The sequence below is a fragment of the Paenibacillus phytohabitans genome (assembly GCF_013141775.1).
Classification (GTDB): domain Bacteria; phylum Bacillota; class Bacilli; order Paenibacillales; family Paenibacillaceae; genus Paenibacillus_AQ; species Paenibacillus_AQ phytohabitans.
On record NZ_WHOB01000089.1, the window covers coordinates 1 to 13,727 of the forward strand.

The following is a 13,727-nucleotide window of genomic DNA, read 5'->3' on the forward strand; positions in this document are numbered from 1 at the left end:
TTAAAATGGCACTTTCTAAATTTGTTGAATTGTTTTATTCGTTTTGAAGACTTTAGTATAAATTCAGAATTAAACACGAATGAGATCTCCAACACTTCGCTGAAACAGAGCGAATGCGCTCACGCAGAAACCTCTAAGATGAACGGTTGCCTTTGCAGGACGTATTTGGTAAGGACTTCCCTATCCCTGAAACGGTTAGTAAGACGAATTCAAACCAGAAAATCCTTGAATTTGGAAGCGTTCGTGATACAGAGGAATTTGTCGAGGATAAGTTCACAGTAGACATCCGCTATCAATCGAAGATCGATTGTTTTGTAGCTATCAGTTGCAATAGGTAAGCGTTTGATGTAATCTCCGGCTTTTCCCCTGCGCCACACCGGACGTGCCAGTTTCCCGGCATCCGGCGTTCCATCTAATGAAAGATACTTGATCATTGGTTCCCCGTTACTCTAGGTTCTGGAAAAAAAACTGACCGCTTCCAATTCGCATTTAGTGCGGTATTGGTTGATCAGGCTCTGCATGGATTCAGTTATTCCAAGCTTAGCCATGAGTCCGTCAATTGTCTGCTTGCATGTAGAATGGATTAACCGATGAACCTCCTTTTGGAGGATACGAAGATTGGAGAATTTATCGTTGCCGCCCAGATGAAGCGGTACAAAATGATGGCAGTGAACATCTGCCGCGCAAAGATACATGCCTGTAACTTCGCATTTCCCCATTTTCATGCTGTAGCGACTGATTCGGTTATCCATGTACTCTACACTTCGACTTGGGATATGGGATTTCGTTAATGAAGCAATTTCGTGTTGCAAATCTGGCCGTAGCTTTTGGTGGATTTGCTCTCTTCCTTCTGCTGTATAAAGGGTCAGCTGTTGACTGAAGCTCATGGTATTTCTTGTCTTCACATCAGCGAGAGGATATAAATACACGTTTGCCAATTTAAATGTCCTGAAGCCACGACTGTAGAATTTCTTGTACGTCGGCGGTGGGTTTTCAGGGTGTTCGTATTTCCCAATCTGCTTGAGACGATTGAACATGAAGGCACGTAGATCGTAGGCAAGACGTGAGAACTCGGGGTTGACGTGGGTTGCCCATTTGAAATAGTTATGAATCCCTAAAACAAAGCTATTGAACAGCAGTGCATTCTGTGCGGTTGGGGAAGCTCTAAGTTTCTTGATGCGCGCTTTGGCTTCTTCTTTGATCTTCCGCTTGTTTTTGGCTTTAATGCCGGTATGCGCCACTCGTTTGTTGCCCTTTTTAGTCGCACGGATGGTGAAACCGAGGAATTCAGACTCCCGTTTGCGCAGATTCACAATCTGCGATTTCTCCGGGGAGATGTCCAGTTTCAGGCGTTCCTTCAGGTACAGTTTAACGGCATGATACCACTTGTGGGCAGTTCTCCAGTCTCTGCAGAGGACTTTGAAGTCGTCCGCGTAGCGGACGATGTACCCTTCTTTCAGAGTAGATCGCTTTTTCGCGTACAGTTCTCCTGATCTCGTCTTGTATGACTCGTTCATGGGGAACAGTTCCCACTGCCCAGCAATCCATTGATCCAGATCGTTCAAGACAATATTGGATAGAAGAGGAGAGAGGATTCCGCCTTGTGGAACTCCTTTGAAAGGTACACCTTCTCCATCAATTTCTGCCTTTAGCATCTTCGAGATGCATGCTAATGTTCGCCTGTCCTGAATGCCAAGGTTCCATAGCTGCTTGATCAGCAATCCGTGATTTACATTGTCAAAGAAGCCTTGAATATCGATGTCGACAACATAGTGGAGTTGCGAATGATTCACTAGAAATTGCACTCTAGCCATTGCATGGTGAGTTGACCGCAACGGTCTGAAACCATAGCTATGGTTATAAAAGTGAGCTTCCGCGATTGGCTCAAGCACCTGCTTAAAGCACTGCTGGATGATACGGTCCAAAATACACGGAATTCCGAGAGGTCTCCATTTGCCGTTATCCTTTTCGATGTGCTTCCGTCTGACTTTGTTGGGGCGGTAGTTCTTTAGCTTGTATTGGATATCAAGGACTAGTTCGTCTTCGGACAGCTTTTGGATATCCGTAATGGTTTTCCCATCGGTTCCAGGTGTCCGCGATCCTTTATTCGATTTCATCATTCGATAGGCGAGGAGGATGTTTTCTCTGGATGTGATGATGTCGTAGAGTTGCGGGAAAACTTCCTTTTTCGAGGCACTATCGTATAACGCTGTGAATGTGTCCGTCATGCCGTAGTAATCCCAGTATCGAAGAGCTTGCACTGTGGCATTCCTCCTTGTAGAGGTGATGTTCCCACATTCCTACCCGATCGGTGCAATTCACGTTGGAGAATGATCGTTCTTTTCAGTTAGACTTGGGGCTGTTCCTCCACTCCCATTACAGGAGGTTCATCAGTCGTGCCCCTACCCTCGCAAGGATAAATGCATTTCGGCTACTGCCTTATAGCAGCCGTCTTGGGTAACAGCCCTCGTTGCGACGTCCCTTGTTTTCCAAGTCCCTTACGACCTAGCTTTCCGTTCTAAACTTAGGTGCTTCCTCTAGGCCTGTGAGCTTGATGCCGCCATTGTCCGGCATAGCGTATTTCAGAGGGAAAATTTTTACTTTACGCCACTCACCCCATCGTGTGATGGTACATAGGTTTCCTTATGCTCTAACTTTAGACCTGTACATTCGGAAGTTCGTCAGTTCTTTCCTATTACAACGTTCTCACCATATTCAGTTTTTCAGCCGCGCGGCATATCTGTTGGCATACCTTTTCCGATTTGAATGGCTCCAGCCTTCATTCTGCCGAATCTACCTGTACTTCACACCCCATGACCAGTTAGTCATGACGCATGCAGGAGTGTTGGCGAGATGGTTTCAGGATACATGGTTCCGTCATTCCCATCCTCAGTTGTAAAGTTAAGATTAATTATTTTAATCTCCTGCTTTTCACACTCGTAGGCGCTTATAGCAGAACTTGTCGTACTTTCCCGTTAGTTCAATAAAGGCAGCCGATCCCGTTTACTGACCGGCTGCCTATCGTGTTTGTGCTAAAGGGAAACGTCAGTTAAACAACAGCGGCAGTCTAAGATTATATTTATTAACTTGAGTCTTGTGAATTTCACTTGATTGGGGACTAAAAGGGCAGACCTGTAGTATCGCGACCAATCGACGTTTCAGGCAGACAGCTTGAGTTGTTTTAGAATGTCGAAAAGAGTTTTTTTCTCGAGAGCCTGCTGGTACACATAGACAATGATCTGCCCGAAGTGTTCTTCCCGAATGCGGCGCACCACATCACCAAGTGTCGAGTCGGCTTGCTTCTTCATCCACTCCTGTCGCTGAGACTCCAGAACGTTTTGTGTCAGGAACTGGATCGCCCAAAAACGTTGAATGCCTGTAAAGGAAAGCAGTTGGTATTGATCGAAGCCCAGTAGTTCTTTGAAGTAACGATACCCCGTCTCGATGATCCAGCGTACGGCGTAATATCTCTGAATCGTAACGAGATCCAAAGACAAATCCGTACACAAGAGACAAACCTATGGTTTGCTCGAAGCGGTGTATGCATTCTTCCAGGACAGCAGGAGCTTGACGTTTTCGATATCGCTAACCGGCCCTTCGTAAGGATAGATCCAGTACTTCCCCTGACCCTCCACGGTAACGGAGTGAAGGTCAGATTTTCGGATGTACTGCTCCGCAAAATCATCCAAGGGAAGCGATATCCCTGCCGGACGAATGAGGCGGTTGGTGTTTACTGCGGCAATGATATCCCTTGCAATTAAAGGCGTTGATGTCCTTTCTGCTCGTGTACCAGCTGTCCATGGGGACATAGACGCGCTCATCTTCTTGGGCTGAAAAAGCTTCAATGATTTCAAGGGCCAGGTCGTTCTTGCTTTTAAAGGGGAGTCGCTTGGCCTGGCAATAGGCCTCTTTATAGTAGGGACGATAATTCCAAGCGAAAGAACAGCCACTTGCGACCACCTGAGCCGTAACCAAGCAATGACACCAGACGGACTTACCGGCTTCATGGGAATACTGGAAGCTTAGCGCCTCCATCTTCTTCCTCGACTTGTCTTTTTTGCAGCACGTGTCATCCACGATGAGAAACACAAGCTTCTTATCCCTGCGTTTCGCCTGCTTGCCCCGAATTTGATTCATGACCTTGTCCATACGTCGGCGCTGCATGTGATTGACACACCAAGGGGAGTGATTCAAGAAATTTGTGACGTTGCTCAGATGACGATTGCCCCTAGCCGCTTGCTGAATTTGAGTAACATTCTTTCGTCCGGCACACAAAATGATGCCGTGGACGAGAGTGAACAGATGACCCCGCTGCGGCTTGGAGAATACCAGTTTTAAAGCCAAAATGAACTTGACGATGGGCAGGTAGAGGGATACCATGATGGTGGGACATCTCCTTTATCTTGGAAATTTGGCGTGGTAACCAAAATTCCTCCTATAAAGGCTCGATGTCCTTCTTTTATTTCTCTACTCGACAAAACTTCTAATTTTATAACTTTAAATCTTTTGACTCGACAGCATAGTAAAACAAATTAAAAATCAATGCCTTACGGGAGATGTAAAAAACATTTGAAAGATAGCCCTTTAGTATGTTTGAGTATCAGATGACCATGATAAATTTCGCCTTAGATTTTGCAGCAACCAGCGTTATGAGCGCTGGCCCCTCGTCTCTGTCGTTCACATGGGCAGGCGTTACTTTGAGCGCCATCGGAAGTTCGGAACCACTTGATTGTTATCAAGCGTATCGAGTTTGACTCCCCAGTTGGCATTTCCGGTGAATTCGCTTTTTCGCTTGAGTTCTTTTTTATCGTAAGCGTGAATGGCTGCGCTGTCGATAGCGACATGAGTACCGTTGATGATTCCAGCTTCTGACAGTAGGCCATGAGAGCCTCAAACAACCTCTTTACAAGGATTTTGCGAGTCAATTAGGTAAAGACTCGGTTTAACGTGGCAATCAAAGGCTCCGATCGATCCATTCGAAGTCCACACTGGTAACGGAAACGAACATCGATATGTTCACCGGTGTAAGCCGGTGAACATATCGATGTTCTCTAAGAGAACCGTGAGTAACATGCGAAGAATGTCTTGCCGATAGTATCCATCCGCTCATCTGTGTAGCAAGGGCTTAGGTTAATGCGGAATGCTCAATTAAGAAAATTAATGCAGTAATATTATTGACAAAATCTAACTAATAAATTTATAATAAACTTCTGAATTATAAAATATGGGAGAGGAGTAATTATTTTAGTATAGTTGTTTATATTTAGAATTTAGATAAAATAACGTTATTTTATTCAGAAAGAGGGGGGGATATCTGTAATTCTGTGCTAGATGAAATTGAAGTACAAAGAAAAACACATCGTAAATATCTATTCCAGGTTCTTTTTGTCATATTTTTTATAAGTGCAAACCTTGGGTGTTACCTACTCGAAAAGAGCAGAGCCCAGTCAGTAAGTCTTGATAGTTTATATCATAGACAGGTCATTCCATGGGGAGTCGAAAAAACTCATTCTCCTCAGTTCTGGTCTCAAGGCTATACAGGCAAAGGTGTCAAGATTGCCATTTTAGATACTGGCGTTAACCCATCTCATCCCGATCTTGGTAATATTCATGAAGGATTTAACGCTTTAAGTCCAAATCAAGCATCACTTGACGATAATGGGCACGGCACAATGGTAACGGGAATCATCAATGCGATACATAATAACATTGGAATTACAGGAATTGCCCCTGGTGCAGATATTTATCCCATTAAAGTTCTAGATAAGTTCGGTGAAGGTAATATTGACGCAATAGTCAAAGGAATAGATTGGTGTATAGAACATCATATTCAGTTGATCAATATGAGTTTTGCTATTCCGAATGACGATGCTGCACTTAGAGAAGCTATACAGAGAGCAAACGATGCAGGCATCATAATAATCGCTTCAGGGAGTAATTCATCAGGTGGCATTGTTGGATTTCCTGCTAGTTACGATGAGGTGATTTCTGTTACCTCAGTAGATAAACATGACGTGATAGGTGCTAAGTCCCCCAGAGGGAAGGTTGATTACTCAGCACCTGGAGTTGATATCATCTCCACCATGGCAAATGGCGGTTACAAAATGATGAGTGGAACTTCTTTTGCTGCACCTCATTTAACCGGTGTAACAGCTTTGCTACTTGAAAAATACAAGGGAATTACCAAGGATGAAGTTATTATGAAACTCTCACAGCTCTCGAGGGATCTGGGTAAACCCCAAAAAGACGATGTTTACGGTGAAGGTATAGTCATTCTCAACTAAATTAAATCTATGGAGGCAATACTTAAATGAAAATTTCTATTAAAAGTGTCATTTCTACTTTAGTTGCTTTATGTTTGATGTTCGTAGTGATAACGAACAGCGTAAGTGCGAATGACTTAACACCCACTCAAAGTTCGCAGACCGATACTACGGTCGTTAATAATGCCGGAACAGATGGTTTGGAAGGGTCTTCCGTCATTCTTGAAGATAATAAAACTGGTGAATACATTAAAAATGCAGATATCAATAATCTTACTGTTGTTGAAAATAATGACACTGCTGTAACCGTTTCCGGTGAAAAAGATGGTGTCCAAGCTTATGTAACGTATGATAGGGTTAATCAGAAAGTTACTGCCCAAATTGTAGAGAAACCACAAAATGTACTTAGATTTTCTTTTATTGAACCAATAAAGTCTGAGTATGAAATTGATATTAAAACGGCTGTCGATGGTGAGATTTCAGCAGTAGCTACTAATACGGAAACAAATGAAGTGCTAACTATTCAAGATTCAAACCCGGAAAGTGACACTGCTCAAGCACAAGCAGTTATATTGATTCCCGTTGCTGAATGGTTGGGTGCACTGATTTTGGCAACCTTAGCTACCGCTTCTATTATGTACATTGGTGAAATGGTTTATGTAAATCTTAAAGATAGTACTGTTGAAAAGGAATCTCAAAAAGATCCGTCCGGATACTACTATGCATATGTTGATAATTCAACCAATAATATTTTTGTTGGTCCAAAAGTAAACTATAATGCAGCTTTGTCGTGGTTGAGACAAGGCACATCAAATAATGTCCTTACTCCGACAAGATCTAGAGCACTAACACTGGCGACAAACTTTACAAATAAAGCTCCTATTGAACATATCAATGAATATTTAACAAAAGGAGAAGGGTACTTAAGACACTTCCATCCTTATAATCAAATGTTCGTTCAAAACAAGATGCCAAATCACATCTGGTATCTTTATTAAATAACTTAAATAATAAGATTAAATCTCTCATAGTTGAGATTTAATCTTATTATTCTTCCTAGAGTAATGTAGAATTCCTAAGAGAACGTATTTTGTATTTATTATATTGAGTGAGGATGAAGGTTATGAAGGTTGTTACTATAAAAGGGTTTGATCAGCATGATATTTATTTTCACGATTTTTTCTATGAAAACACTAGATTGTTTCCTTTTCATAATAAACGCGACTTATCCAATGATGAACATCACGCCATTGAATTTGGTTTTTATAAGGGACTTATCTTCCATGACTCCAACATGGAATCCTTTCTGCCATATTATTTTAACGAGAAAAATGTGTTTTGCTTAAGTGAAAACGGGTATAGCGAAACATTGTTTTATCTATGTTACTCCGATGGATTTAAAAATAGAAACTCACTTAAAAATGTCTCGCTTCATAAATTAAACTGTCGAACCAAGGAAAGCAGCTTAGTTTCTACACAAAATCTCAACCTTACTGGGTCAGAATTTGTAGAGGATTTCTTTAGAATACGTACATTTGTTGGCATCAATGACAAGTATGTATTTCTTTCATATACTTTAGGGCATGAAAATGAAAATCACTTTTATATAGTTGATGTTCTGACCGGTGAATGGATTCCCCTTAGATCTGATCCTCTTTTAAATGTGATGGAACAGTTTTCGGTTATGGCTTCAGGCTACATTATAATAAAAACGGGCGAGTACACAGTTGAAGAAAAACAATTCGGGTGGGCAAATAAATCAATCGATTCTATGGATGAACATTTAATTGTTATCAAAGTGGATGAGTTTATTGATTCCATTTGTAAAGGAAGATTGAACCTTAGTGAATCCGTGATAAGAACATGCTCAAATGACAGTGCGCTAATTGGTTTTATTTTGGTTGGCAATGAATTTATATTTTATACATGTCACTTTGATCATTCAGTCACTTCGATAACAAGAGTTAATCCTGAAACCAGAAACAAGGGTACAATAAGTTTTAATGGCATACACTATTTGAACCTATACATCAAGGACGGGTTTTATTCTTTAAAAAATCGGGATGAACAAAGCGTTTTGTATGCTACAAGCACAATGAAGGAAATCGCTACATTCAGTTATCCCGATCATTTCATGTGGTTGGATGGAGATTGTATATTAATTGGATCATACTTGCCTAATGGAAATACGGAGATAAAGTCAAAGAATCTTTTTACAAATAAAGAAAATATTCTTGGCGAGGGATTTTGTTTTGTAGATACCCAAAGAGATGTTGTAATAATAATTGAGCATCAGGCTAGGATGTAACCATAATGATAAAGTTATTTGCCTTCCTATTCATGCTACTCGCTCATATTGGATATTTATATTTTCCTAATTCGATCACTATTATGCTTGTTGGCAGGCTGGCTTTTCCTTTGTTTGCATGGGGGATTGCTGAAGGTTTTAAATATAGTAAAAATACAAATCAATACCTTATTAGATTATTCGCAATTGCTATCTTATCTCAATATCCATACTACTTAGTATTTCATAGTGCCTATCTGAATGTCTGTTTTACTCTATTTGCTGGCCTAATTTCTTTAAAACTCTATAAATCCACCTTAAATATGTGGTGGAAAATACCACTTATTATTCTTGTGTTTGTAGTTGCAGATGTAATGAACTTTGAATATGGAATGTATGGTATAGGGTTAATCCTTCTTTTCTACAAATTCGGAACTAAACTCTGGACTCTTCCTATCTATCTTGTAATTACACTTCTTGGAGTTTATTTCTATCACTATAACATTGTTCAACTATTTTCAGTATTAAGCATTATTGTTATCTCGATCTGTAAAAACAAAAACTTTAAAATCAACCAATATGTAAGCTATGCCTTTTATCCTCTTCAATTCATTGTTCTTTATCTCGCATCATCATACATTGGCTGAGCCTGGTGTAAATTGATATGAACAAATAAAGACCTAAATGGTTTGGTTAGCAACATTAAGCGTTTGATCATTAGGATCAGCTACACTAAGTTAGACATGAAAAATGAGGGGTAGTATGATGAACTTAAAGAATTAAAGAAGCGAAACTACAATGCCCAAGCTAGGCACACCTAAATTCAAAAAATAAATGGTTCAGCCTTACAAAAGCGGTAAGTCGAGAGCAGATATCATATGCAAGTATGAACTCACAACTTCCGCTTTAGATCGCTGGAGTAGTCAAAAGTTGATTCCCCCTTTTCTGTATTATCCGTGATTAAGCAAAAGCAACTTATCTGTAAACAAGTCGCTTATAAGATCATTCTACTGTTTGAATTACACATGTTTGATTTATTACTATTCATCGCTGCGCCTTATAAAACTCATAATATAGCTTCATCAGCGCCCGATTCTTAATTCGTGATATGTAGCTGCTGCTGCTCCCAAGATCCTTGGCAACTCCCGTAGCGTCCTCTCATCTCCACCAGTATCTAGGCCGAAGCGGTCGACGATAACTTCCTTCTCCCTCTCGTTCAAAATATCGAGATTTCAGCAGATTTTACTTTTCTCAATCTTCAGGTCTACTTCTTTAATCACATCATATATTTCCGAATCATGGATATTAATTAGCGTTTATGTAGTACAAATAAACTCGATGAAGCCCGTTTTCGCGTCATTCCAACCGGAGTCTGACCTACTCTGCTCCTATCGTTAGTATGCTGTAATTACATGCTCCTGCGAGTTTTCCTTCAAAAACCTGCCTACTTATGATACGGTTCACCGTAATTAATCTTCAACTATCCTTACCATTCGCTTAATGAAGTGCTAACCAGTCTAATATTTTATTTTTTTGAACATCAGAATCAATCATTCTTTTAATTCATCAAATATCCAATTCAAATCAACATTGATTTCTTTTCTTAGTCCCTTTAATGTCTCATCTAAAAACTTCGCTTTTCCTTGCTCAATCTCACTTAACTCCCCTGAAATATACCTAATTAATCAGCAAAACCAACCTGATTTAATTCATTCAGCAAGCGATAACCCCTACCACTATGGCTCACCTTATAAAAAAGATAGCAGCCTGAATACTTCTTCAGGCTACTATCTAGGTATACTATCATTAAATAACGGTTCCGCTGTTTTATTATTGGTTCCATTGTTTTATTTCACTGGCCACTCACAATGTCTAGGTTCTTGCTCCTAGCTTTTTAAGCGTCAAATACTTTCCACCTTCAAATAGCGACATCTCTCTGTCAATATAAAGCTATCGAAAAGACGGAGGCGAAAACGAATGAATCGAGAAGAACGGCGACAGCTCTGGCAAGCCCGCGTGACAGATTACCGGCAGAGCGAGCGGACTGAGCCTAAAAGCCTGGTCCGCCTTGCAAGAGTATACGCCCGATCAAATATTGGCTCTATAAAAGAACCCCGAAGTCCCCCAAAACGACTTCTCTTTTACCGTCCCCGCAGTTTGTTTCCTTGACCACGCTCCCAGCATCCCCGCCAAGTTCCTACCTGCAGGTCCATATCGGCTACGCTCGAATCGAAATCAACTCTGGCTTTGACCCCAACCTTCTGCGCGATTTGGTTCGAGCCCTGGAGTCCCCATGCTAAGCCTCCGTCCAGCCCTGAGGTCTATCTGACCTGCGGGGTCACCGATTTGCGTAAATCTATCGACGGCCTGGCTGCTGTCGTGCAGGAGCAATTTCAACTGAACCCGTTCTCCACGGCGCAGTTTGTCTTCTGTAACCGACAGCGCAATAAGCTCAAAATCCTGCAGTGGGATCACGCCGGCTTTTGGCTCTACTACCGCCGCCTGGAGCAAGGAACCTTCGCTTGCCGAAAGGCGAAAGTGCCTCCACACATGTGATTTCTCAGCGGGAGCTACGCTGGCTGCTGGAAGGTCTTTCCCTGCAGCAAAGACAGGCTCATTCCCCAGTGAATGCCCGGCAGGTCATTTGAATACCGTTCCAAGAGTTTAGCAGGATTTGGGGTGGAGCAGGAAGAATGTATGATTCATGACGATACCCGTGAACGACCCTACCCTGGAGAACCTCCAGCAACAAAACCAAACGAAGGACCAACATATTCGCAAGCTAGAGCAGCAGAACGCCGAGCTGCAGTGGTATGAAGAACAATTCCGCCTGGCCCAGCACCGGCGCTTTGGCGCTTCTAGTGAGAAGACTCCCCGGAACAGCTCGAGTTGAATCTGTTCAATGAAGCCGAAGTGCTGGCTTCGCCGGAGCCTGAGGTGGAAACCGAGCAGATCGCCTATGAACGGCGCAAGCCGAGTGGCAAACGTGAAGCGGATCTGTCCAAGCTGCCGGTCGAAACCGTGACCTACGAGTTGCCGGAAGGCGAGCAGATCTGCGCCTGCTGTGGCGGAGAGCTACATGAGATGAGCACTGAAACGCGTCAGGAAATTGCCATTGTCCCGGCTCAGGTTAAAGTCCTCCGGCAGGTACGGGTGGTGTATGGCTGCCGTACCTGCGAGCGTGAAGGCGAACGCACGCCCGTTGTGACGGCCCAGATGCCCCGCCCGGTCTATCCCGGTAGTTTGGCCTCCCCGTCGCTGCTTGCCCATATCTTGTACCAGAAGTACGTGAATGGGCTGCCGCTGTACCGTCAGGAACAGGATTTTACCCGGATGGGGTTCCCTTTGTCGCGCCAGACGATGGCGAACTGGATGATCTACGCTTCCGAGCAGTGGCTCTCGCCACTGTTTCGAGTGATGAAGCAGAACATGCTGCAGCAGGACATTTTGCATGCGGATGAAACGACACTGCAGGTTCTACGCGAACCCGGCAAGTCGGCGAAGTCGAAATCCTACGTCTGGCTGTACCGCACCGGAAGCAGTGGACCACCGGTGGTGCTGTATGAGTACCAGCCTTCCCTGGGCGGGGAGCATCCGCGGAATTTTCTGGCCGGATTTGAGGGAATCCTGCAAGTGGATGGCTATGCCGGGTACCATAAAGTGAAAGGCGTCCGGCTGGCCGGGTGCTGGGCGCATTCCCGGCGGGGATTTGACGAAGCGCTAAAGGCGCTCCCCCAGTCACAGCTGAAGATCGGCACGGCCGCGCAGAAAGGTCTGACCTTCTGCAACCGGCCGTATGCGGTGGAACGTGAAACGAAAGAGCTTCCCGCAGAAGAACGACAACAGGTTCGGATGGAGCGAAGCCATCAGATTCTGGAGGCCTTTTTGGGTTGGCTGCGTCAGCAGAAAGGCAAAACGTTACCCAAAAGCAAAATGGGGGAAGCGATGGGGTACTGCCTGAATCAATGGGACAAGCTGACACGATTCCTAGAGGATGGCCGGATCGAGTTAGATAACAACCGGGCGGAACGATCCATTAAAACGTTTGTGATTGGGCGAAAAAATTGGCTGTTTGCGAATACGCCGCGCGGTGCGCAGGCCAGCAGCGTCATCTATAGTGTGATGGAAACGGCGAAAGAGAATGGGCTTCATCCCTTCCACTACCTAACGTTTCTATTCGAGCAGCTGCCGTAACTGGAGAATGTGAACAGTCCTCAGGCTCTGGGACCGTTCCTTCCTTGGTCGACCGATCTCCCTCCGCGCTGCCGCGTCCTGACTTCTTAAGTTCATCCCAATTTCAGCATACATCTTATTACAAGGTGTGGGCTATTTGACGCTTGCTGTTCAACTAAACTGCCCGTTAGCTTAATGAAACTCCTGACAGTCTAATACATTATTTTCTCCGAACACTAATCTAAAAGTTTATCTCACTATGATGATTACCCAGTGATATTTTAAAGATATACACACTAAAAAAGCCCATCCAGCATTGGATGAGCTTTTTTTCACCTGTTACACTTTCGTACTACTGACTGCGCTTATTATATCTTCCAACGGTTACGACGGCCAGCAACATCCCCACAATTCCAATCCCCGTTAGCATCCCTTGCGTGAAATCCATTAGATTTCTTCCGTTTGACTGCATGATATGGCTGGCGCCAATCGATGTGGAAGAAGCCAAGAACAGCATTGCTACAGTTTGTTGTTGTTTTTTATTCATCATTTCCACCCCTTATTAAAGATTAATAACACCGATTAATTAAAATATCACCTCTGAGCGAGAGTCTATATTAATTATCGATCACAGTCACCTTGAGCCTCATTAATTTTTATGAATCTTTTTTGTTTATAAGTAGCATAGTCAAGGAGATCAGATAGCGCTTCGGGGGAAAGCATCTTTATGATTTCAATAAGCTCTTCCTCATCATTTCTTTTATCTTTCAAATGTAACTTCGCCGATTGATCTTCCTCAGATCCCTTTAGAATTAAGTCTAAACTAACCCCATATTGTTCATGTATAGACAGGACCGTTTCTACAGAAGGATTGCAATGACCTTGTTCAATATCGCTCAAAGTACCTTGTGAGATGCCAATTTGCTTAGAAAAATCAATTTGGGTTAACCCCATCCTTTTTCTTAACAACCGAATGTTATCTCCAATCTTATTCATAAATCCCC

Annotated in this window: 12 protein-coding genes and 2 pseudogenes; 6 read left to right on the top strand and 8 right to left on the bottom strand. The window is 43.0% G+C overall.

Features of this window, described 5'->3' with window-relative positions:
* Window positions 1-209: 209 nt before the first annotated feature.
* The 5 genes from GC101_RS29195 to GC101_RS29215 form a co-directional block, all read right to left on the bottom strand.
* A complete protein-coding gene (locus tag GC101_RS29195; RefSeq protein ID WP_171720210.1) occupies window positions 210-434 on the bottom strand; it encodes a hypothetical protein in 225 nt (74 codons plus the stop codon).
* A 15-nt stretch (window positions 435-449) separates the two neighbouring features.
* Window positions 450-2,261 (bottom strand): group II intron reverse transcriptase/maturase, encoded by a 1,812-nt coding sequence (gene ltrA / locus GC101_RS29200; RefSeq protein WP_171720211.1) that lies wholly within the window; start codon window positions 2,259-2,261, stop codon window positions 450-452.
* Window positions 2,262-3,158: 897 nt separating this feature from the next.
* A complete protein-coding gene (locus tag GC101_RS29205; RefSeq protein WP_171720212.1) occupies window positions 3,159-3,491 on the bottom strand; it encodes a hypothetical protein in 333 nt (110 codons plus the stop codon).
* Window positions 3,492-3,518: 27 nt separating this feature from the next.
* A complete protein-coding gene (locus GC101_RS29210; RefSeq protein WP_171720213.1) occupies window positions 3,519-3,689 on the bottom strand; it encodes a hypothetical protein in 171 nt (56 codons plus the stop codon).
* Window positions 3,682-4,380: a transposase gene (locus tag GC101_RS29215; RefSeq protein WP_171720214.1), complete on the bottom strand. Its 699-nt coding sequence runs from the start codon at window positions 4,378-4,380 to the stop codon at window positions 3,682-3,684. Before GC101_RS29215 ends, GC101_RS29210 begins: the two co-directional genes overlap by 8 nt.
* Before the next feature lie 944 nt (window positions 4,381-5,324).
* Here GC101_RS29215 and GC101_RS29220 point away from each other — a divergent pair.
* The 4 genes from GC101_RS29220 to GC101_RS29235 all read left to right on the top strand — a co-directional run bounded on the left by GC101_RS29220 (window position 5,325) and on the right by GC101_RS29235 (window position 9,197).
* The gene (locus GC101_RS29220) at window positions 5,325-6,284 is read left to right on the top strand and encodes a S8 family peptidase (protein WP_171720215.1); all 960 of its coding nucleotides are present in this window, start codon (window positions 5,325-5,327) and stop codon (window positions 6,282-6,284) included.
* A 26-nt stretch (window positions 6,285-6,310) separates the two neighbouring features.
* Window positions 6,311-7,261, top strand: coding sequence for a hypothetical protein (locus GC101_RS29225; protein WP_171720216.1), 951 nt, complete (start codon window positions 6,311-6,313; stop codon window positions 7,259-7,261).
* Window positions 7,262-7,386: 125 nt separating this feature from the next.
* Window positions 7,387-8,571 carry a hypothetical protein gene (locus GC101_RS29230; RefSeq protein WP_171720217.1) on the top strand — a complete coding sequence of 395 codons (1,185 nt, stop codon included), beginning with the start codon at window positions 7,387-7,389 and terminating at the stop codon, window positions 8,569-8,571.
* A gap of 5 nt (window positions 8,572-8,576) precedes the next feature.
* Window positions 8,577-9,197, top strand: coding sequence for a TraX family protein (locus GC101_RS29235; protein ID WP_171720218.1), 621 nt, complete (start codon window positions 8,577-8,579; stop codon window positions 9,195-9,197).
* A 397-nt stretch (window positions 9,198-9,594) separates the two neighbouring features.
* Here the strand turns inward: GC101_RS29235 and GC101_RS29240 are convergent.
* Window positions 9,595-9,866, bottom strand: a pseudogene (locus tag GC101_RS29240) (sigma factor-like helix-turn-helix DNA-binding protein); the annotation flags it as partial.
* Window positions 9,867-10,797: 931 nt separating this feature from the next.
* Between GC101_RS29240 and tnpB the strand changes: the two are divergent.
* Both tnpB and tnpC read left to right on the top strand, forming a co-directional pair.
* Window positions 10,798-11,106: an IS66 family insertion sequence element accessory protein TnpB gene (gene tnpB, locus GC101_RS29245; RefSeq protein ID WP_281365934.1), complete on the top strand. Its 309-nt coding sequence runs from the start codon at window positions 10,798-10,800 to the stop codon at window positions 11,104-11,106.
* 148 nt (window positions 11,107-11,254) lie between these two features.
* Window positions 11,255-12,834: pseudogene (gene tnpC / locus GC101_RS29250) on the top strand (IS66 family transposase).
* A gap of 241 nt (window positions 12,835-13,075) precedes the next feature.
* Here tnpC and GC101_RS29255 read toward each other — a convergent pair.
* Window positions 13,076-13,273 (bottom strand): hypothetical protein, encoded by a 198-nt coding sequence (locus GC101_RS29255; protein ID WP_246354575.1) that lies wholly within the window; start codon window positions 13,271-13,273, stop codon window positions 13,076-13,078.
* 71 nt (window positions 13,274-13,344) lie between these two features.
* A complete protein-coding gene (locus GC101_RS29260; RefSeq protein ID WP_171720220.1) occupies window positions 13,345-13,719 on the bottom strand; it encodes a helix-turn-helix domain-containing protein in 375 nt (124 codons plus the stop codon).
* Window positions 13,720-13,727 lie beyond the last annotated feature (8 nt).